Genomic DNA, 20,710 nt, shown 5'->3' with positions numbered 1-20,710 from the left:
CGCGCAACGCTTTAAGACATTAGACCGCTGCGCTTCTAGAGACTAGACTCGATAATTCAAATTAGAAAAATGGATCAAAGCATACTGCCCCAAATAAAAAAAGCGGCCAAAAAGTCGTTAAAAGCCCGTGAAAATGAGCTTGCCCAAACCAACAAGCAGCTGGAAATCTTGAATGGAGGAATTTTTGCCGATGGTGAGCTTCCCTATTTCAAGGACAAGATTGCAGAGATAGGCCATTTTCCATTACGCCCCAACAAGTTGGAAATCCTACAGATCAATGTAGGCTATATGTGCAATCAGGTTTGTGAGCACTGCCATGTGGATGCCGGGCCGGATAGAAAGGAGATCATGACCCGGGAAACCATGGAACAATGTCTGGAGGTGATTCGGAATACGGGGGCGCATACCCTGGACCTTACCGGAGGTGCCCCGGAAATGAATCCCAACTTTAGATGGTTTGTGGAAGAGGCGGCCAAGGCGGGAATCCAAGATTTTATTGTTCGATCCAACCTCACCATTATTCGAGCGAATAAAAAATACTACGACCTTCCGGAATTCTTTAAAAAACACAACGTACATGTGGTTTCCTCCATGCCACACTATACCCGTGGTAAAACGGACAAACAACGTGGAGACGGGGTTTTTGATAAATCCATCAAAGCCCTTCAGGAATTAAATGCCGTTGGATATGGGATGCCCGACAATGATTTGAGACTGGATTTGGTATACAATCCCTCCGGTGCTTTCTTGCCCGGTGATCAGGACGCTATGGAGCGTGATTTCAAAAAAGCGTTGGATGAAGACTTTGGAATCCAATTCCATAATCTGTTCGCGATCACGAACCTGCCGATATCTCGTTTTCTGGATTATTTGATTGCTTCGGACAATTATGAAGATTATATGTATGCCCTAGTGGAGGCCTATAATCCGACTGCCGTGGCCAATGTGATGTGCACCAACACCATTTCCATTAGTTGGGATGGCTGGCTGTACGATTGCGATTTTAACCAGATGTTGGAACTGAAAGTGAACAGTAAGGTAAAACACATTAAAGACTACAACGAAGACCTTTTGAACGACCGCAACATTGTGATATCGCAACACTGCTATGGCTGTACGGCTGGTGCCGGGAGTAGTTGCCAAGGGACCGTGGCCTAATTCAAATTAAACAATCACTTTATGTTGCATGTCGCAGTCCCATCTGATTGCGCACTAGACTCCATTTTTAAAAATTTTAGAAGACCCTAGATGAAGTATTTTTTCATGCTTGTTGGACTGTTGTGTTCCACTTTGCATTACGCACAAGAAACCACCGGAAGACTGGAAGGCAAAATTACGTCCCCGGATGGCCAACCTCTGGAATTTGCCAATGTGGTGGTGGTTGATATGGAAACCAGCTTTAAATTTGGTTCGGTATCACAGGCCTCCGGCTATTATTCCGTGGGCAACATTCCCCCTGGAAACGCCTACACGGTGACCATAAGTTTCTTGGGATACCAATCGGTATCTGTAAGAGATATCACCATTAACCTTAGTGAGACCACGCATCACGACTTTGTATTGGAAGAGCTGAACGAGTCCTTGGAAGAAGTTGTCGTCATTGCGGAAGAGCAGCGCAATTCGGCCATAGAACGTACCCTAAATTCCAAATCCATCAAGAATACGCCCACCATCACCCGGAGCATCCAGGATTTGACCCGGAACCTGCCAGAAGCCAATCTCAACTCCTTTGCCGGGGCCAGCAATCGTTTTAATAACCTGAACATTGATGGGGTGGCCAATAACGATGTTATCGGTTTTCAAGAACCTTCCAGCGGAGCGGCGGGCTCTTCCGCCAACGGAAGCCCAGGGAGTTTGGCCCGTACGCAGCCCATAGGATTTGGGGCCATTAAGCAGTTGTCCATCAAAACCGCACCTTTTGATGTCAGTATTGGCAACTTTACCGGCGCCAACATTGATGTGGTGACCAAAAATGGAACCAACCAAGGGGAAACCGAGGTGTATGCCTTTGGGAACAATCAAGCTTTGGTGGGGAAATATGCGGATGGCGTAGAGCAGAATGTACAGTCTTTCTACGATTTTCAATTGGGATTTTCCAGAGGGGGAACCCTTAAAAAAGACAAGCTCTTCTATTTTATAAACTTTGAGCAGGCCAGCTCCAACAATCCGGTCTTAAATGCGCCGGGAAGTTCCAGTTCCAATATCTCTTCGGAAACCATCAACCTTATAGCGGACAAGTTGCGCACAGATTACGACTATGATCCCGGCGCTTTTTTAGATGCCACCTTAAAGACCAACAGCACCAAACTTTTCCTTCGATTCGATTTTAATATTTCCGACCGCTCCAAACTCACCCTGCGCAACAATTATGTGAACAGCTACGCGGACAATCTGGAATGGAACGAATCCATCTTCAACTTTGGCAATCAAGGGTTTCGGCACAATAGCGTAGCCAATAGCTTTACTGCTGAGCTTAAATCCAATTTTGACAATTCTCGCTCCAACGTGTTGAGTGTGGGCTATAATATTGGAAGGGAAAACCGGGATTTTGACGGGGAGGTTTTTCCGCACCTTCAAATTTCAGAAGCTTCCAACCGCATTTTTGCCGGCACCTACCGCGAAGCCTCGGTCTACAATACGGACCTCAACACGCTCCAGATTTCCGATAAGTTCACCTTGATGAAGGACAAACATACCTTCACCTTTGGCGGCTTGGCGCAATACAATGATGTGAATTATGGCTTCCTGTCTGCCTGGAACGGCCGATGGGAATACAGTTCGTTGGACAATTTTTTGAACGACCAGCCATCCCGTATCCGCGGGGTATACCGGTTGAGCGATAATACTTTTGATTTTGTGCAGAACAACCCTTCCGCCACGGTGGATATTTTGGTGGCCGGACTTTATGTGCAGGACAGGCTTCGGTTTTCGGACCGGCTTTCGTTGACCTTTGGGCTCCGATTGGATTCGCAATTTCTGCTGAACGAGATACCCTTAAGTGAAGAGGTGACCCGAACTCCAGAATTTAGCGGTTTTAGTAACAAGATCAGGACTTCGCCCCATATCAACCCAAGATTTGGTTTTGAATATGCCTTTGACGAGGACAGAAAAGTAAAGCTCCACGGCGGATCGGGGCTGTTTACCGGAAGGTTGCCCTACCTGTGGTTTGCCTATGCCGAATATATCTCCGGGACGCAATATTTTAATGTGGACGTGCGGCCCGATGGGGTGCAGCCCATTGTAAACAATGTGTCCGACTTGGCAGGCCCTAATCCCATTGCGGAAATTAATCTGGTGGACAACGATTTTGAGCTGCCCCGGGAATGGAAAAGTAATCTGGGGCTCAATCTTGCTCTACCCAACAATTACAACTTTACGTTTGATGCTTCCTATACCAAGGTTTTGAGGGGCATCTTTTTTCAATCCATAAATAGACGGAACGAGCTGGGCACTTTTGACGGTGCAGACAACCGCTCCTACTTTTTGGAAACGGGTGACGCCATCAAGATCAATCCCAACTTTACCAATGTCTTTCTGTTGACCAATTCCAATGATGGGTTTCGGTACAACCTCACCTTGGGGCTATCCAAGAGCATGGCCAATTATAATGGCTATGCGGGCTATACTTTTGGCCGAAGCAAGGATATTTCCAGCACCGTGCGAAGCTCCCCGGCAGCCAATTTTGAATGGAACCAATCCATAACACCCAATGCACCAAGCCTTTCTGCCTCCAACTTTGACCTTCGGCATCGGTTGGTAAGCACCCATACCTACACTTTGGGATTGGGAAAATCCAGTCAGTTGCAGGTTTCCGCTTTGTACAATGGTACCTCGGGCAGTCCTTTTTCTTTTGTGTACCAGGGCGATGTAAACCGGGATGGCTCATCACGTAACGACTTGATCTATATTCCGCGGGATGCTTCCGAAATCAACCTTATTGATATCACGGACGGCAATGGAAACGTTACCCAGACCGCGGCCCAACAATGGGAGCGTTTGAACGCTTTTATAGAAAGTAACGATTACCTGAAAGAGAACCGGGGCGGTTATGCGGAGCGGAACGAATCCAAAACGCCTTGGAACCACCGCTTGGATGCCAAGCTGGCCTATGACCTCAACCTAAAGGGAAAGGGGCGGTTGCGATTTTCCATGGATATTTTTAATGTTTTTAATTTGATCAATAAGGATTGGGGGCGTTTGGTCTTTGTGCCCAATGTGGTGAACTCCAATTTTAGTTTGTTACGCTTTACAGGGATTGAAAACAACCAACCCACGTTTCAGTACAGCAATACGGACGATACGCCCTGGGTGGTGGATAACCAAAACTCCCGTTGGAGTATGCAGTTTGGGGCGAGTTATAGGTTTTGAAAAGAAAGGGGTTTGTCTTGAATCTCACTTATCGTCTCGGGTATGTTGTCGTAGCTGACGCTAGGAAGCTATGCAATATACCCATTGTTGTGCTTTCGTGTTATTCTAATTCTTGTCCATTTAAAAGACGTTCAATGTTTTTTTTAGTGTCTTCATTCGGTTCTATTCCTTTTAAAATGTTAACCTTTTCAGTTATTTCATTCGACCAATTCTCTACTTTCCAATTATCCAAAACTCTAATTGCCATATTTCTGTTTCTAGTAACAGGACTATCCAAACCAACTAGAATAAGTTTTTCTCCTTTTTTTGGATAATTTTCTAAAAACGTTATGATACTATCCAACGAAGAATGCTTTTGATAATCATCTCCAATTCCTGATGAATCTTTTGGTCCAGAACCTAAAAATTCTAGTGGTAAATTATTTATTGCAAAATCTATGATTTCTTCAACATTATTTTCTTTTGCATTAGCGGTTACATCGTACCAAGACGAACTATCCAATGGGTTTTGTTGTAATTTCCCCCAAACTGTATCCCAAAGGTCTATTCCAAGTTTTTCCGCAGCCTGTTTCCCATTCCAATATTCAATATTGTCAGAACTGTTTAAAGCAATTTTGACCTCGTTCGTCCAATCTTTAGAGTTTAATAGCTCATTAATGTCAATTAGGCAATTGGATAAATCGTTTTGATTCCAGTTGTTTAGTGTTTCGTTTTCTTCTGGTGATTCTTCTAGATAGTCCTTGATTCTATGAAGTGTTATATAATTTGAAATATTGAGATTTCGTGTTTTTGAATGTCTAATAAAGTTTTCAATTGTTTCACTAGATTCATCATAACCTGACATTCCAATTGCCGGACCTTCATCCATTAATGCAATAATTATGTCACCCGTAGAAGAATATAATTTGTCGTCAATTTTCTCTGTTTTTAGCTTTTCGTTTAGCATTCCATTTTTTGCACAGGTTAATGCTAAATACTCGTACATAATGTTATTTTTATAACCGTCAAGTACAAGCCAATCTCTAATATCATTATTTAACTCCATTTCGGCTAATCTATCCACTAACTGAATTTTTCCCCAACCATCAACTCGTTTTGCAAGTTCCCATAAGTCTGTAACTAAATTATTCGATAAGTTCGAAAGTGCAATGGTCGAAAAAACAGTAAACTCGTCATGAAGACCTAATATTTTAATATCGTTGATTGGTTTCTTATTTTGACATAGTCCAAGAATTGCAATTCCAAATTTTACCGAATTGCGATTGCTTGTTTTCGTAGCTAGTTTATACGCATAATCGAATAAATACGGTTCTATTGATAATGAATTTTGCACTAAACTTTGCAAAAACTCGTCAATAATTCCGATTACATTTTCATTCTCTGTAATTTGTCTGTAGAAGTCAGATTTACTTTGACTTTCTCCATTCTTAGCAATCCTTTTGATTAGATTTACAAGTTGTTTTATTCTAGATTTAGACTCTTCCGATTCATCAGCTCCAAACATAGCATCCATTAATCCTGGTGCAAATTTTATTTCGTCATCAGTCTTTTTTTCGTCAGGTAATTTGTCAGCCGATTCATTCAATGAACCATCTTTGCTAATATTCCTTTTTAAGTGTACTAGTATTGAATCGTCCGTTTCCCATTCAAGGATTTCTTTTGATTCTTCGTTATTTAATATTTTTTTAATCCAATCTATCATTATCGAGTTTTTCTTGCATGAAGCACAACTAAAAAGATATGAATCCGTTTTAATGATTTATATCCGGCGATAAGTGAAGTTAGCGGATTTCAAGTTAAGATTCAAAAGTAAATTGACGTATGGCTCTTGCAAGTTTGTAAACTAGAAATCAATCATTTTATAGCATTACAATTGCTCCTTTCCCAGCTTGGGAAAGGTGTCCACTTTATTGGACGGAAAGGGTGAAATACCCAGTTTTGGTGGATGATGAATCACCCCTTCCGTCTTTCAACCTACGGTTGGAATCCACCTTCCCCTTCCATGGGAAGGAGCTTTTTGGAGCTGTTGATGTTGTTTTAGGGTTGTTGGCCTATGGAACGAATCTTCTCCTCACAGATGCTTTGGGTAAGCTCTTTTAACTGCCCAACCTTGTCGGCAAGGTATTCCAGTTCGGGTTTGGTGATCTGGTATTCGTCCATTTTGTAGCGGGCGTCTATATAGGCGCGCTTTAGGAGTTCAAAACGGTGTTTTTCGGCGTCCGTGGTCTTGGGGAACACGGCAAAACGCTGGTCGCACATTTCCACTTTTATGCCCAGGGTCTCCAGGTTATGGTCTTTGGGGCGGTAATCCGTAAAGACGAGCAAAATGGTAGTGTAGTAGCGCTCTGTGGTTTGGTGGAGCATGAAAGCGGCATTCTTGAAAAAATCTTCGTCCGTTTTACCCCTTTCAAAATTGGCTTCAAAATCCAAGAAAAACATGTTCGCACTTTTAAACCATTGGTCAAAATAATCTTGGGCTTTTTGGCGGTACTGCTCCGCAGTGAGTTTTTTGGGGTGGGCGAGTTTAAACTTTTCGGAATCGTAGAGTATTGCACCCTCTTCTTTGATGTCCTTAAAAAAGTAGTTGCCCATGGCCAAGGAGGCGTTCAGTTGCTTTATGCCATGAAAGATGAGGCTTACGGGTGTAGTGACCTTGCCCGTAGTTACCAGTTCGGCCTTAATCTTGTCCTCTATCCTGAATTTTTGTTTGAGGTCTTCATGGGTGAGTACCACAAGGAGGTCAAAATCGCTGCGGTATTCATAGGTGATGCCCTTTTCCACATACTGGTCCTCTACCCAGTTGCCGCGGGCATAGCTGCCAAAAAGGATTGCCATTTCCACCTCCTTAAATGCGGAAAGCTGCTGCACCAGCAGTTGCAGTTCTTCCTGTTTGGATTTGGGGAGATGGTTAAGCTTTTCTTTCACAAATGCAAGGTAAGGGATTCTTGGGGTTTGGATTATGAGGAATATTTCAATTGCAACGAGCTGATGTACTTTAAATTGGAATAGCTGTTTTTACCTTTTTGTAATCATTAATTACTTATTAAGCTTTTCGGCTACCCAATCGTAATATTCCCGACTTAGTACTTCAGTCCAAACCGTGGGTTGTCCTCCGCCGTATAATGCTAAATATGTAACATCACTATACTTGGTAGATGAATGCCAATGCTCTATATTTTGATCACACTTAATTATATCTCCTTCTTTTAAAATCCACGGTTCTTTTCCTCTTTCCTGATAATAGGCCTCGCCATCTACTATGATCAATACCTGAGCGGAACTATGCTTGTGCCAATCTAGGGTTGAGTTAGCTTTGAAGGTTGCCTTAGTTATGTTATAGCCTAATTCGGCATCATTGTGAATTATTGCATTTAACCAGGCCTCGCCAAGATAATGCGTGTTTGGTGCTTTTGTGCCTTCTGTTTGATACGAAGAAATGATATAATCAGATTCTTGGGCAATTAAATATACAGGTGCCAAAATAAAAAGGCAATAAATCAACTTTCTCATGAATTTTAAATATTTACCGTTCTTGGTAATTTATACAACCATTACAGCGTTCAAAAAATTAAACTTTTCTTTTGTTATGAGCTATCACGTTGTAGGCATGAAGTTCGGGAATTTTACTCTAAAAATCTAGATTAGATTTAAGAGCCGCATAACCACAGCTCCTTTCCCAAGCTGGGAAAGGTGTCCGCCAAAGCGGACGGAAAGGGTGAAATATCCATGTGTTTAACAGATGAAAATCACCCCTTCCGTCTTCCAGCCTATGGTCGGAATCCACCTTCCCCTTCCAAGGGAAGGAGCTTTTTTGGATTTGGCTGCCTGTTTTTAATCCCAAAAAAGAATCCCTTAAACCGACCCGCCGGTCGGTTCCTTTTTTTTACCTCTCCGGATTTGGGGCCTTTTTGGTCACTTCACCGATTTTTCTTACAAATACATCCTTGATTCTTGAACATGGGATAAAACTGGGGAAACTTTGTAACCGACTTAACAGTCTATTTACCCAAAAACCCAAATCTTATGGACAAAAACCTAAAAAAACGCGAAACCATGCACCGTCTGTGTGCCAAGGGCCTGGAAATCTTCCATGAAAAAGGCTATTACAACACCAATCTGGACGACATCCTTAAAGACCTCTCTTTATCCAAGGGTGCTTTTTACCATCATTTTAAATCCAAAGAGGATTACTTTATCACTATTGTGCAAAACCTTATCCAACAAAAGGTATATGCCCTATTGGTAGAGCCTTTGAACACCCAGGAAAATCCCTTACCGGTGATTTTGGATAGTATTGAGCAGGCTTTGGAGCCCGGTAAAGCCAACGAGATCGCCTACGGATTTATGCTAAACGATTTTATTACGGAATTCAGCAAACGAAATAAAGAAATAGCCACCTATTTAAGGGATATCTTAAAAGTATGGGAGGTTAATCTGGTTTCCATCCTAAAACGAGGCAAAGTGGATGGCCATATTGCCCGGCATGTGGATTGTGAAGGTGCAGCAAGCTATATTATTGCCTCTTATTTGGGTATGCGAACGCTTTTAGCTGAAAGTACAAACAGGCAGTTGAAGTATAATTACGTGCAGCAGTTGAAATTGTATTTTAATGCCATTGAGGAAAGACAGGTAGTGGCCTAAATTAGTGAAGAATCCGTCACTAGTCCTAAAATCTTCTTGTTCATTTTGTCTTGATACAAAACGAACCAAAAAATCAAGACGATTTTAAGGAAATTCTTGTGATTGCATCACAAAACCGCTGCTAAATCTTATCGCTACATGCTCTTTTTTGCACTGCAAAACGCACTTTCGCTCGATTTACAGCTATTTCTGTAAAATCGGGAAGCCGTACTCAAATCTAATGTCGAACCTAGAAGATATTAAAGCTCAAATATTCTTATGATTTTATCCGCCATCTATAGGGGTGGAATGGATTCCATCACGGATTCGTATCCTTTGGCAGGTAGTGGCCTGAATTGGTGAAGAATCCGTCACTTCGAGTTAAATTTCTTTGAAATTTAGTATCGAGAAGTGCTTAAAACCCGAGATTTTCTTGTTTTCGATACACCAAATCCTTGATTTGCCACTCAAACTGACGAAAATTTTCCTCTTAATTCTCCAAGATGTTGATAAGCCTATCCACCACCTGTTGGGATGGAATGGACTCCATCACAGATTCATATCCTTTGGGCAGTTTGTTTCCATATACCGATGTAGGAACTAGAGGAAATCTATTTCGGTCTGATACCAGGACATTTTCCTTGGGTTGTCCAAATGGCGCAAAACCCGCAAAAGGGTGGGTAACCCCCCAAAGTGTTACCACCGGAATGCCATAATTCGCCGCCAAATGGCCATTACCGCTATCCATGGAAAGCATCACATCCAGGTTGGATATCAGTTCCAACTCCTCTGTTAAGTTGAGTTTCCCCGCCACATTTTGAACGTTGTTATAGCTTGCTTCAATGGCACTCAATTCCGCTGCCTCACTGGCGCCTCCGCCAAAAAGCAATATTTTATACTTATTGGTATTATTTAGGGTTTCGATGACTTCCCGCATGCGTTTAAGGGGGTACATCTTTCCCTCATGGGCCGCAAATGGCGCTATGCCCACCCATTTTTTGGCGTCTTGAGTAACAGCCTTGACTACGTTTTTAGAAAGTTGCAATCTAACAAGTGATTTTGAATCCTCTAAGCTGATCGGGCAGCCCAGTTCGGAGAATACATACGCATACCGTTGGTGTGTGGTCCTTAATTGGTGGAAGGTTTTGTTGGATGGCCTTGTCAATGCCTTTTTTTCCTTTCTTCCCTTGTCAATTTGGACAAAGGGCACACCATCGAGGGCAAAATATTTCTTCAAAATCCGACTTCGAAGGACGTTGTGAAGGTCGGCGACGGCATCAAACTTTAGTTTGGACAGTTCTTTGTACAATCGCCATAGCCCGATCAGGCCTTTGTGTTTGATTTTTACCTCAGCAGGGTGTACCGACACCCTGTCCAATTGAGAAAAAATGGGAGCAAAATGCTTTTTGGTGAGGACAGTGAATCTCACTTCTGGATAAGCCTCCAAAACAGCATCTAAAACAGGAATGGTCATGGCAACGTCACCCATGGCCGAAAGCCGGATGACCAAAATGTGGACGGGTTTACCCTTTTTGTCCACGCAGCACTGGGTTTAGTTCATCATCGTTGTACATTTTCATCTGTTTGTAGACTTTCATGTACTTGTTTCCAGTTTCTATATCTGTCAAAAGTTGATCTATAGCGGTAGAAAGGTCTTTCTTTTGTTCGAGCAGCACGGCAAGCTTGGCGCTGCACTTTTCAATGTGTTCCTGGGAAGCATCGGTACGATCCACTTCCTCCTGCATATGGTAAATCTTAAGGGCCAAAATGGAAAGTCGGTCTAAGGCCCAAGCCGGGCTCTCCGTATTGATCGTGGCACTATCATTCACTTGAACCGATTGGTATTTTTGAAGGAAATAGCTGTCGATGTATTCCACCAAATCCGTTCTGTCCTGATTGCTGGCGTCAATTTTTCTTTTGAGCGTCAATGCTGCGTTGGGTTCAATAGCAGGGTCCCGAATAATATCCTCATAATGCCACTGAACGGTATCTATCCAGTTTTTTCGGTATAAAAGATGCTCCACCATATCCTTGGCATAGGGGTTGGTGAATTCTTGGTCCACATCATCCTTAATATGATAGGTATCAATGCTTTCTTGAAAGACCTTGAAGGCAAGTGCGCTGAACATGTACAATTGATTTACCGCAAAGATATTGCTTTATCACTTATAGATTTAGCTCCAACACAAAAAGCAAAACAGGAATTGCTATACACAGTCCGATTGTGATTTCTTTTAGGCGTTCTTTCTTTATGCCTTCCAGAAAATTGGTGAAAAATACAGCGGCAGGGAACATGGTTATCAATGTTGGACCAGAGTCAGCAGATTTAAGAAAACTAAGCACAACTCCCAAGACGAAAGCCAAGAATACAATGCGAAGCACCAATAGCTTTCCCCCTCCCTTTTTTCGCACTTTTAGAAAAACAAGCGAGGCCAGTAAGCCAACCAACAGGCTATAAACAATCAATTTTGTTGTGCTTTTTTCTGAAAAGAACCCATCTGTCAAAAACCCAAATTGGAACCGGTAGTGGCTTTGAAAAAAATCCAGCGCACCCAAAAGTTTCGTGCAAGTGAAGGTCAGGACAAAAACAGCTAGAATGGCTACCGGGGGCACCATCCAGTTCTTGACCGTTTTACCATCGTAAACATTGATCACAAGGAACACCAAAATTAGAAATAGCAATGCCCAATCGTAGAATAGGCTAGCTATACAAATTAAAAAAGAGGCATCAAAAATTTTGTGCTTTACATTTTTAATGGACCTAATGGCAAGCAAGCGCCAGAGCGCCAACAACAAAAAAAGATTGGTAAATATGGCATTTTTATCTGCCAAGGTTTTCGAAAATGCAAGCAAGAGCAGTACAAAAAAGAGCATGGCATAGGAGCTAAACTCAGTAACTTTTTCCGTCTTTACAATTTGGTTGATCAAAAAAAGAGTCAACGAGAATACGGCTAAAACCAAGATTTCCAATGGAAAAGAAACATAATCTGGCTCCAGATTATAGTTTAGCATTAAAAACAATCCATAAAAGAGAAAGAGGAATACCGAAAGAACGATGTAATTTATAGGCTTTGTTTTGCCAAAAAAGCTTGAAATCATCTTTGGGTTTTACTACTTTTGCAGAGTAAATATAACCAACATGAGCAAGTTTTTTTACGGTATTGAGGACTTATTTGTAAACTACCTTTTTGCGCCTTACGATGTCTTTCGTTTTATGGAAAACTGGTGGTCCTCCAATTTGGTCAACTGGGTTTTCGCCATTATTGGTTTTGTCGCCATGGTATACTGGATGAAAGAGCTTAAGATTTTCAACGACAATGGTGAGGAGGATAAGAGCATTTCTTCACACTCCTATCTATAAGCCAATTCCCTATTTGATTTCTTTTTGATACGGTTTGATTACAGGTCAAACCCTAAATCCTTACGATAATATATCCCATCAAAATGGAGTTGTTCCATATTTTGGTAGGACTTAAGAAGTGCTTCATTAAAATTTTCACCAAAAGAGGTGATCGCAATGACCCTTCCCCCGTTGGTAACCACTTTACCATTTATGTTTTTGGTGCCGGCGTGAAACACCAAAGACCCTTTCACTTTTTCTATCCCAGTGATTTCCTTTCCTTTTTCATAAGCCTCGGGATATCCACCCGAAACCGCCATTACGGTGGTAGCGGTTCGTTCATCAATTTCCAAATCAACATTGTCCAGTGTCCCATTGGCCATAGCCTGCAGCACATCCACTAAATCTGTCTTAATTCTGGGCATTACAACTTCCGTTTCTGGATCGCCCATACGGACATTATACTCAATGACCTTGGGTTGATCACCTACTTTAATCAGACCAATGAAGACAAAGCCGACATAAGGCAGTTGGTCCTTTTTAAGCCCTTCCACCGTAGGTTTTACAATCTGTCGCTCTATCTTGTCCAAGAAGTCCCTCTCTGCAAAAGGAACTGGAGATATTGCCCCCATTCCGCCCGTATTCAGCCCGGTATCGCCTTCGCCAATACGTTTGTAGTCTTTTGCTGTTGGAAGAATCTTGTAGTTGGAGCCATCTGTGAGCACAAAACAGCTCAATTCTATTCCATCTAGGAATTCCTCTATGACCACGGTTGTACTAGCCGAGCCAAACTTGGAATCCACCAGCATGGACTTGAGTTCTTTTTTCGCCTCTTCCAGATCTTGAAGAATCAACACTCCCTTTCCGGCAGCCAAACCGTCCGCTTTAAGCACATAGGGCGGATTTAGGGTTTCCAAGAATTTAAAACCGCTCTCCAGCGTATCAGCCGTAAAACTTTCATAGGCAGCTGTTGGAATATTATGGCGCATCATAAACTCCTTGGCAAACTCCTTACTACCCTCAAGAGCGGCTGCAGCTTTTTGGGGTCCTATTACCGCTATGGATTTAAGTTCGGAATCGTTCAAGAAAAAATCATGGATTCCATTGACCAAGGGGTCTTCTGGTCCAACCACCACGAGATCGATCTTTTCGGAAAGTGTAAGCTCCTTTATGCCCTCAAAATCGTTGACGGCCACCTCAACATTGGTGGCTATTTCCATGGTTCCGGCATTACCAGGTGCTACGATAAGCTTGTTGATTTTTGAACTTTGGGAAATCTTATGTGCAATGGCATGCTCACGACCTCCAGAACCAAGGACTAGAATATTCATGGGTTAAATTTTGGCAAAAATAGAACTACTTTTTGTTTCTATCGCTAAAATCCCTATGCTCTGTTTTTTGCAACTCGTGCTTTGATAGGGTCTTGAAGTATTCAAAGGTTTTTCGCATCCCCTCTTCCCTGCCTACCTTGGGTTCCCACCCTAGTATTTCTTTAGCTTTAGTAATATCTGGTTGCCTTTGCAAAGGATCATCTTTGGGCAAAGGTTTGTATATGATTTTCTGATCCGTTCCTGTAAGTTTGACGATTTCTTCTGCAAAATCCTTAATGGTTATCTCGTTGGGATTACCAATATTCATGGGAAGCGTATAGTCACTCATCAGCAAACGATAAATTCCTTCTATTTCGTCATCCACATAACAGAAGGAACGCGTTTGGGAACCGTCGCCAAAAACAGTAAGATCTTCTCCCCTCAAAGCTTGTCCCATAAATGCCGGGATGACCCGTCCATCATTCAGTCTCATTCTTGGTCCGTAGGTATTAAAAATCCGTACAATTCTTGTGTCCAGCCCATGGAACCTGTGATAAGCCATGGTAATGGACTCTTGAAAACGCTTAGCCTCGTCATAAACACCCCTGGGTCCAATCGTATTTACATTGCCATAATATTCTTCTGTTTGGGGATGAACCAAAGGGTCTCCATAAATCTCAGAGGTGGAGGCAATCATAAATCGAGCGTTTTTCTCCTTTGCCAGACCCAATAAATTATGGGTGCCCAACGCTCCTACTTTAAGTGTCTGTATAGGGATTTTTAGATAATCGATAGGGCTTGCAGGGGAGGCAAAATGAAGAATATAATCCAACTTTCCAGGAACGTGCACAAATTTGGTGACATCATGATGATAGAAATCAAACCGTTCCAATTGCATTAGATGTTCCAGATTTTTGAGGTCCCCCGTAATCAAATTGTCCATCCCAATAACATGGTGACCTTCTGCAATAAAGCGGTCACAAAGATGTGATCCAAGGAAGCCAGCTGCTCCTGTGATTAGTATTCTTTTCATGAAACGATATCTTTTCTACCAATTGAATAATAGGTGAACCCAAGGTTTTGCAAATCCTCGGTATCATATAAATTACGGCCATCAAAAATAATTGGACCCTTAAGCTTTCCTTCAAGTTTGGTAAAGTCAGGGGTTCTGAAAATGCTCCACTCTGTGCAAATAAGCAGAGCGTCGGCATCTTCAGCCGCCTCATACATACTTTTGCCAAAATAAATTCTATCTCCAAAAACTTTTTGGACATTATCCATTGCCTCGGGATCATATGCCTGAACAATAGCTCCTTCATCCAACAATTCCTCAATCATATACAATGCGGGGGCTTCCCGTATGTCGTCTGTTTCCGGTTTAAAGGCCAATCCCCACACGGCAATTTTTTTTCCTTTCAATCTTCCATTGAAGTGGTTCTTCATTTTAGGTAACAGAATTGTTTTCTGTGATTGATTTACTTTAATCACTGCTTCCAAAATTGCAAAATCATAGTTTGATTCCCCACCCGATTTGTGCAATGCCTTTACATCCTTAGGGAAGCAGGAGCCTCCATAACCGATTCCGGGGAAAAGAAAACGCTTGCCTATTCTAGAATCAGTGCCCATGCCTCTTCTGACCATGTCGACATCAGCGCCAACCCTTTCGCAGAAATTAGCAATTTCATTCATAAAGGTTATCTTAGTCGCCAGGAAGGAGTTGGCCGCATACTTGGTCAGCTCTGCCGATTTTTCGTCCATAATCAAAATAGGATTCCCAGAGCGGACGTATGGTCTATATAGCTTTTTCATGAGTTTTATGGCACGTTCCGAGGTGGAGCCCACAACAATTCGCTCTGGCTTTAAAAAGTCATCAACTGCAAAGCCCTCTCTGAGAAACTCCGGATTGGAGACCACATCAAATTCCACGTTGGTATTCTCTGAGATAACGTTTCTTACTTTTTCTGCTGTTCCTACTGGCACAGTACTCTTATCTACAATTACTTTGTAATCTCTCAACAATCTTCCTATTTCATCGGCCACTCCCAAAACATACTTTAAATCGGCCGATCCATCTTCGCCCTCAGGTGTTGGGAGGGCTAAAAAAACGATTTCACCATGTTCCAGTCCATCTTCCAACGAAGTGGTAAATGTGAGTCTACCAGCTTTTATGTTGCGATGAAAGAGCACATCCAAATGTGGTTCGTAAATTGGCACCATACCATTTTTCATGCTTTCCACCTTTTGCTCATCAATATCTACACAGACTACTTCATTGCCCGTTTCGGCCAAACAGGTCCCCGTTACCAAGCCTACATATCCAGTTCCTATAACAGCTACTTTCATTTAATTTATTTTAATCAATATGCTTTTTCCTCTCCTCTTAGGACATTTAACACGGTCTGTACAATTATTTTCAAATCCAACAGCATTGACCAATTTTCGATATAGAAGAAATCATAGCGAGTCCTATTGATAATGTCCTCATCCGTCTCAATTTCTCCTCGATAACCCTTAGCCTGGGCCAAACCAGTAATTCCCGGCTTTACGTAATGTCTCAACATATATTTTTGAACCGTGGAGTTGTACTCCTCATTTTGTCTCCACAAGTGAGGTCTGGGTCCAACAACGGACATTTGTCCAAAAAGTACGTTTACAAACTGTGGGAGTTCATCTATGCTTGTTCTTCTTAAGAATGCACCAAGTCTTGTCACCCTTGGGTCGTTTCTAGTTGCAGACTTTTCTGTGGTATTGTTAACCTTCATGGTGCGGAATTTGTAGCATCCAAACCCCTTTTCATTGAAACCTGGCCTGTTCTGTCTAAAATAAATTGGCCCTTTAGAGTCTATCTTTATTAAGATCCCAATTATTGGGAGAAGCCAGGATAGAAGGAATATCGAAACAAGAAGTGAGAAAATAATATCAAAACATCTTTTGCCAAATCTATTGAACGAATCCTCCAATGGAATCTCGGTTAGCGATAGAATAGGCAGATACTCATAATAATCCAATTTTAGGTCCTTGGTAAAAATATCTTTATTGTCAGGGATGAATTTTAGCTTAATCATGTTGTAGTTTGCATAACTAGCCATTTTGGATATTTCTTTGTTATCCAGTTCTCTGATGGAGCTGAAAATTTCATCTACCTGTTTATCCTCGACGTAATCAAAGACCTGCTGCAGACCAAAATTTGGGCTTTTAGTATCGAAAATGTGCATTATATGATACCCATATTCTCCATGCTGCTTGAACATTTTTACAAGCTGTTGTGTTTTTTGGTTTAGCCCAATTACAACAATGTATTTTAGTTCTCCTTTTGCCTTAGAACGATATTTGAGCAAAAGTGAGTAATTGATAAACTTGAAAACAACTACCAATACGAAAACCGAGAGGAAAAACAAGCCTAAATTGAACCTGCTGATATTTGGCTGTTTAAAAAACCCGATAAATGCGTACAGCGATAAAAAAAAGAAGATAAACTGACGAAAAATCAATTTCAATATGTAAGTGACTTTTGTAAACCTATGCAAAACATAAAATCTGGTTTTCACTGCGATAATTATCCAAACAATGGTAATGTATCCATGGAACAAAAGTGGGTATTGAAAAAGTAACGGAAAAAAATGGGCCAACAAATTTATAATGGCAACATCAAGCAAATAGGATGAAGACTTTATTGTGTTCGAATATCCCTTTTTCCTTTGGTTCATTTGCGGCAACAGTTGTTGGCAAAAATAAGTAAGTGAATCGGTGGAAACTAATTTTTCTTTGTACGTCCTTTAGTGCTAAAATTCCCTCCCAGGTCTTCTGAAAAAACCAAAAAAGAAACCATCACGGCATAGAATGTTATTCCATATTGACGGCTCAGAACACATTCGGTTAACCCAAACAGAAAAAAAAGTGCTAAAAACGCCCTAAGAAGTAATCTGTTTTCCGCATACGCATGTTTTAAAAGATATAGCAAGGAAACCAAATAGGCCAACATCCCTAAAAAGCCTGAAACAATCCAAAATTCCAAATATTGATTATGTGTTGAAAAACCCTCTAAGTCTAATTTGCCTGTGCCTTGATAATAGCAGACATTAAGAGATTCTTGGAAATCGCCCAAAGGAACAAAACCAATAAACGAATTGGAGCTAATTAATTTCCAAGCACATGGCCAGATATCCAATCTAGGCTCATTCCAAGTCATCAATTGGTTGATCCTCCCAGCATAAGGTCCTGCAAATACCATTATTGATAGGACGATGGCCCCCAAAACCAGCAGGAAAAAATTACGGCCTAAACTTTTCCTTAAATCTTTGATATAAAACAACCCTAAAACAAGTAATATAATAAGGGATATCTTCGAGGATAGCAAAGGAAACACCAATAGGTTAATTGTATTTACGACCACAAGCACTCCTTTCTTGCGGAAACTGGCCCCCTTAAAAACGAAAAAACTGCCAATGAGAACAAAGACTATAAAGGTTGCCAAATAAACGTGCTGCACCTTGAAAATATAAAAGACATAGTTAGACCCAAAAAATTGTCCGGTTCTAAGAAAAAAATCCACCCCCTTGAATATTCCAATGACTCCTACCAGATTGCACGAGACCCCAAATAGAATCAATAGATTAACCAAGTCCTTTTTCTTAATCTCTTCGAGGTTCAACACAATCAACGGAACCAATAACAGGGGCAGTCTTTTGGAAATCATGGAAGCAGCATTTTCCTGATACGCCGAGAAGAGGCCCGAGATCAAAAAAATAAAGAACGGTAAGGCAATGGCAACGGTGAGTCCAAGGCGTTTTTTCGTAAATCTACTTTTATCCACAAAAATGACCGCTAACACCAAAGCTGCTATAATACAAAGAGAGCTCACAAAGTAGGAGAAGAGTACGGATGCGAGGGCAGCCCCAACCAAGTACAAATTGATTTTTGAAATAGTTTTTTTATCCAAAGATGGCATCAGTACAGATTTAGTTATAGTTTTGTCGCCATAAAATTATCAATATCATGTCATTCAAAATAACAGACAATACAAAAGTATATATTGCCGGATGTGGGGGGATGCTTGGAGAATCCGTATACCAAACTTTTACAGATACCAAATGTACGGTCAAAGCTACGGACATTAATTTGACTGCTCCATGGCTCAGTTATGCGGATGTAAGCGATTATTCTGAAATCAGCAAAGACATTAAAAGCTTCGCTCCAGATCTAATCATTAATCTCGCAGCACTCACAGATTTGGAGTACTGTGAAAAAAATCAAGAGCAAACATGGTTGTATAATGCCTTGGGCCCAGAGAATATTGGATTGATAGCCAATGAGCTGGATGTACCCGTGGTCTATATAAGTACGGCCGGTATTGTGGATGGCAAACAAGATGTTTATAATGACTTTGATGAGGTAAACCCCCTTAGCATTTATGCCAAGGCAAAGTACCATGGCGAAGTGTTTACGCAGAATCATGTCCGTAAGTTTTTTGTTTTTAGAGCAGGTTGGATGATGGGCGGTGGACCTGGCAAGGACAAAAAGTTTGTGAATAAAATCTATAAACAATTAAAGTCTGGGCAGAAGGAACTTTTTGTTGTTGACGATAAGTTGGGGACCCCAACCTATACCAAAAGTTTTGCCAAGGGGATTTTGGAAGTGGTCCAATCCGGACTTTACGGTGTATATAACCAGGTTTGCAATGGAGACTGTAGTCGTTTTGATGTGGCCAAAGAATTTGTACGCCTCTTAGGATTGGAAAAAGATGTGAAAGTGACAAAGGTTGACTCAGACTACTTTAAGGCAGAATATTTTGCCCCAAGGCCCTTTTCGGAAAAATTGGTAAATCTTAAATTGAACGCCAGAGGTCTTAATGTTATGCCGGATTGGCAAGAGGCCTTAGAAGATTATTCCAAAGTGTTCATTGAAGATTTGGCTTAGTGAAAATTGCTGTTCTTGGTATAAGGGGCCTTCCCGCAAATTACAGTGGTTTTGAAACTTGTGCGAATCACACCACAAAACATTGGGTAGAGGATGGACATGACGTTTTAGTTTATTGCCGAAAGCATCTGTACCCGCAACGTGACAGATATACCAAAGATGGAGTGTCTTTGGTTTATCTTTCATCACTCCCTATTAAATCTCTGGAGACTTTATCACACACCTTTTTTTCAATAATCCATCTTTGTTTTTTCCGAAGGGACTTTAAGATTGTTCATTTATACAACTGTGGAAATGGCCTTTTTATACCCCTATTAAAACTTTTGGGCAAAAAAGTTTTCATCTCTGTCGATGGATTGGAATGGAAGCGGAAGAAATGGGGCCGTATAGCCAAATCAATGTATAAGCTTGGAGCGTATATGTCCGTTAAATTTGCGGACAAAATTGTTGTAGACAACAAGGTGGTTCAGGATTTCTACCTGAATAGGTTCAAAAAAGATACGGAGCTCATCGCTTATGGGGCTAAAATCATAGCGAACAACACACCAGATAACAACACCGTTTTAGACGCCCACCAACTTAAAAAAAACAACTACTTTATTTTTGTTGGTAGGTTTGTTAAGGAAAAGGGAGTACAGCGTTTAATAGAGAGTTACTTGCAGTTGAATACCTCCATGCCTTTGGTAATAATCGGAGATGATGTTGTGGGAAACGAATACAGGGATCATATTTTTAATACGTATAGTGAACATCCAAAAATCCATCTGTTAGGATATAAGTTTGGCGATGAATACGAGGCTCTTTTATCCAATGCCCTTCTATATGTGTCAGCCAGTGAACTGGAAGGAACCTCTCCATCCCTTTTGGCCGCAATGGGCGCCAAGGTCTGTACTTTGGTTCAAGGCATTGAGGAAAACCTGGCAACAGTAGGGGATTCTGGATCTGTTTTTCTTGTGAACGACTATCAAGACTTGACAAAGAAGTGGCAAAATTTTGTGGACAAGCCTGATCTTGTTGATGAAATGGCGGAAAAAGGCTTTCAACATGTACTGAAAAACTACAATTGGAAGGTCATAGCAAAACAATATTTATCTTTATTTAAGTGAAATAAAAAAAATACCAGAAATCATTAGGTTTTAATAAATGGAATTTTTAC

The 20,710-nt window shown here is 41.3% G+C and carries 17 protein-coding genes; 6 read left to right on the top strand and 11 right to left on the bottom strand.

Features of this window, described 5'->3' with window-relative positions; all coding sequences use genetic code 11:
- The first annotated feature begins 69 nt into the window (after positions 1-69).
- Both arsS and BUC10_RS09500 read left to right on the top strand, forming a co-directional pair.
- The gene (gene arsS, locus BUC10_RS09505; protein WP_073178761.1) at positions 70-1,158 is read left to right on the top strand and encodes an arsenosugar biosynthesis radical SAM (seleno)protein ArsS; all 1,089 of its coding nucleotides are present in this window, start codon (positions 70-72) and stop codon (positions 1,156-1,158) included.
- Positions 1,159-1,248: 90 nt separating this feature from the next.
- Entirely contained in the window at positions 1,249-4,368 is a 3,120-nt protein-coding gene (locus tag BUC10_RS09500; RefSeq protein WP_073178759.1) for a TonB-dependent receptor, read from the top strand.
- A gap of 100 nt (positions 4,369-4,468) precedes the next feature.
- Here BUC10_RS09500 and BUC10_RS09495 read toward each other — a convergent pair whose 3' ends face one another.
- The 3 genes from BUC10_RS09495 to BUC10_RS09485 all read right to left on the bottom strand — a co-directional run bounded on the left by BUC10_RS09495 (position 4,469) and on the right by BUC10_RS09485 (position 7,878).
- The gene (locus BUC10_RS09495; protein ID WP_073178757.1) at positions 4,469-6,070 is read right to left on the bottom strand and encodes a metallophosphoesterase family protein; all 1,602 of its coding nucleotides are present in this window, start codon (positions 6,068-6,070) and stop codon (positions 4,469-4,471) included.
- Between the two features lie 335 nt (positions 6,071-6,405).
- Positions 6,406-7,293, bottom strand: a complete 888-nt coding sequence (locus tag BUC10_RS09490) for a HEPN domain-containing protein (protein WP_073178754.1) — start codon at positions 7,291-7,293, stop codon at positions 6,406-6,408.
- A 111-nt stretch (positions 7,294-7,404) separates the two neighbouring features.
- The gene (locus tag BUC10_RS09485; protein ID WP_073178751.1) at positions 7,405-7,878 is read right to left on the bottom strand and encodes a cupin domain-containing protein; all 474 of its coding nucleotides are present in this window, start codon (positions 7,876-7,878) and stop codon (positions 7,405-7,407) included.
- Between the two features lie 513 nt (positions 7,879-8,391).
- Here BUC10_RS09485 and BUC10_RS09475 point away from each other — a divergent pair.
- Positions 8,392-9,009, top strand: coding sequence for a TetR/AcrR family transcriptional regulator (locus tag BUC10_RS09475; protein WP_073178747.1), 618 nt, complete (start codon positions 8,392-8,394; stop codon positions 9,007-9,009).
- A 469-nt stretch (positions 9,010-9,478) separates the two neighbouring features.
- Here BUC10_RS09475 and BUC10_RS09470 read toward each other — a convergent pair whose 3' ends face one another.
- Genes BUC10_RS09470 through BUC10_RS09460 form a run of 3 tightly spaced genes read right to left on the bottom strand, consistent with a single transcriptional unit; the run spans position 9,479 to position 12,087 of the window.
- Positions 9,479-10,528: a glycosyltransferase family 9 protein gene (locus tag BUC10_RS09470; RefSeq protein ID WP_245812807.1), complete on the bottom strand. Its 1,050-nt coding sequence runs from the start codon at positions 10,526-10,528 to the stop codon at positions 9,479-9,481.
- Complete coding sequence (locus BUC10_RS09465; RefSeq protein ID WP_073178743.1) at positions 10,512-11,117, bottom strand: DUF4254 domain-containing protein; 606 nt, start codon at positions 11,115-11,117, stop codon at positions 10,512-10,514. Before BUC10_RS09465 ends, BUC10_RS09470 begins: the two co-directional genes overlap by 17 nt.
- A gap of 37 nt (positions 11,118-11,154) precedes the next feature.
- A complete protein-coding gene (locus tag BUC10_RS09460) occupies positions 11,155-12,087 on the bottom strand; it encodes a hypothetical protein (RefSeq protein WP_073178741.1) in 933 nt (310 codons plus the stop codon).
- Between the two features lie 40 nt (positions 12,088-12,127).
- Between BUC10_RS09460 and BUC10_RS09455 the strand changes: the two genes are divergently transcribed.
- Positions 12,128-12,349, top strand: a complete 222-nt coding sequence (locus BUC10_RS09455; protein ID WP_073178739.1) for a DUF6341 family protein — start codon at positions 12,128-12,130, stop codon at positions 12,347-12,349.
- A 38-nt stretch (positions 12,350-12,387) separates the two neighbouring features.
- On the opposite strand, the gene purD is transcribed toward BUC10_RS09455, so the two are convergent.
- From purD to BUC10_RS09430, 5 genes are read right to left on the bottom strand one after another with little or no spacing between them, the layout of a single operon-like run.
- Positions 12,388-13,659: a phosphoribosylamine--glycine ligase gene (gene purD, locus BUC10_RS09450; RefSeq protein WP_073178737.1), complete on the bottom strand. Its 1,272-nt coding sequence runs from the start codon at positions 13,657-13,659 to the stop codon at positions 12,388-12,390.
- A 25-nt stretch (positions 13,660-13,684) separates the two neighbouring features.
- Complete coding sequence (locus tag BUC10_RS09445) at positions 13,685-14,671, bottom strand: UDP-glucuronic acid decarboxylase family protein (protein ID WP_073178735.1); 987 nt, start codon at positions 14,669-14,671, stop codon at positions 13,685-13,687.
- Positions 14,668-15,981: a UDP-glucose dehydrogenase family protein gene (locus tag BUC10_RS09440; protein ID WP_073178733.1), complete on the bottom strand. Its 1,314-nt coding sequence runs from the start codon at positions 15,979-15,981 to the stop codon at positions 14,668-14,670. The genes BUC10_RS09445 and BUC10_RS09440 overlap by 4 nt, the downstream gene beginning before the upstream one ends.
- 14 nt (positions 15,982-15,995) lie before the next feature.
- Entirely contained in the window at positions 15,996-17,345 is a 1,350-nt protein-coding gene (locus tag BUC10_RS09435; RefSeq protein WP_073178731.1) for an undecaprenyl-phosphate glucose phosphotransferase, read from the bottom strand.
- A gap of 47 nt (positions 17,346-17,392) precedes the next feature.
- On the bottom strand, positions 17,393-18,586 hold the full coding sequence (locus BUC10_RS09430) for an O-antigen ligase family protein (RefSeq protein ID WP_073178729.1): 1,194 nt from the start codon (positions 18,584-18,586) through the stop codon (positions 17,393-17,395).
- A gap of 47 nt (positions 18,587-18,633) precedes the next feature.
- Between BUC10_RS09430 and BUC10_RS09425 the strand changes: the two genes are divergently transcribed.
- Complete coding sequence (locus BUC10_RS09425; RefSeq protein WP_073178726.1) at positions 18,634-19,554, top strand: SDR family oxidoreductase; 921 nt, start codon at positions 18,634-18,636, stop codon at positions 19,552-19,554.
- Complete coding sequence (locus BUC10_RS09420) at positions 19,554-20,660, top strand: DUF1972 domain-containing protein (protein ID WP_073178724.1); 1,107 nt, start codon at positions 19,554-19,556, stop codon at positions 20,658-20,660. Before BUC10_RS09425 ends, BUC10_RS09420 begins: the two co-directional genes overlap by 1 nt.
- The last annotated feature ends 50 nt before the right edge of the window (positions 20,661-20,710 follow it).

It is taken from the genome of Flagellimonas flava (genome assembly GCF_900129665.1).
Taxonomy (GTDB): Bacteria; Bacteroidota; Bacteroidia; order Flavobacteriales; family Flavobacteriaceae; genus Flagellimonas; species Flagellimonas flava.
The sequence above is the reverse complement of the archived record's forward strand: the minus strand, read 5'-3'. Positions and strand labels throughout refer to the sequence as shown.

Excerpts from the sequence above, each read along its gene's own strand:
- BUC10_RS09440 (WP_073178733.1), bottom strand. The coding sequence starts at position 15,981 with ATGAAAGTAGCTGTTATAGGAACTGGATATGTAGGCTTGGTAACGGGG.
- BUC10_RS09460 (WP_073178741.1), bottom strand. The coding sequence starts at position 12,087 with ATGATTTCAAGCTTTTTTGGCAAAACAAAGCCTATAAATTACATCGTT.
- arsS (WP_073178761.1), top strand. The coding sequence starts at position 70 with ATGGATCAAAGCATACTGCCCCAAATAAAAAAAGCGGCCAAAAAGTCG.
- BUC10_RS09435 (WP_073178731.1), bottom strand. The coding sequence starts at position 17,345 with ATGAACCAAAGGAAAAAGGGATATTCGAACACAATAAAGTCTTCATCC.
- BUC10_RS09455 (WP_073178739.1), top strand. The coding sequence starts at position 12,128 with ATGAGCAAGTTTTTTTACGGTATTGAGGACTTATTTGTAAACTACCTT.
- BUC10_RS09475 (WP_073178747.1), top strand. The coding sequence starts at position 8,392 with ATGGACAAAAACCTAAAAAAACGCGAAACCATGCACCGTCTGTGTGCC.
- BUC10_RS09485 (WP_073178751.1), bottom strand. The coding sequence starts at position 7,878 with ATGAGAAAGTTGATTTATTGCCTTTTTATTTTGGCACCTGTATATTTA.
- BUC10_RS09465 (WP_073178743.1), bottom strand. The coding sequence starts at position 11,117 with ATGTTCAGCGCACTTGCCTTCAAGGTCTTTCAAGAAAGCATTGATACC.
- BUC10_RS09430 (WP_073178729.1), bottom strand. The coding sequence starts at position 18,586 with ATGCCATCTTTGGATAAAAAAACTATTTCAAAAATCAATTTGTACTTG.
- BUC10_RS09425 (WP_073178726.1), top strand. The coding sequence starts at position 18,634 with ATGTCATTCAAAATAACAGACAATACAAAAGTATATATTGCCGGATGT.
- purD (WP_073178737.1), bottom strand. The coding sequence starts at position 13,659 with ATGAATATTCTAGTCCTTGGTTCTGGAGGTCGTGAGCATGCCATTGCA.
- BUC10_RS09495 (WP_073178757.1), bottom strand. The coding sequence starts at position 6,070 with ATGATAGATTGGATTAAAAAAATATTAAATAACGAAGAATCAAAAGAA.
- BUC10_RS09445 (WP_073178735.1), bottom strand. The coding sequence starts at position 14,671 with ATGAAAAGAATACTAATCACAGGAGCAGCTGGCTTCCTTGGATCACAT.
- BUC10_RS09500 (WP_073178759.1), top strand. The coding sequence starts at position 1,249 with ATGAAGTATTTTTTCATGCTTGTTGGACTGTTGTGTTCCACTTTGCAT.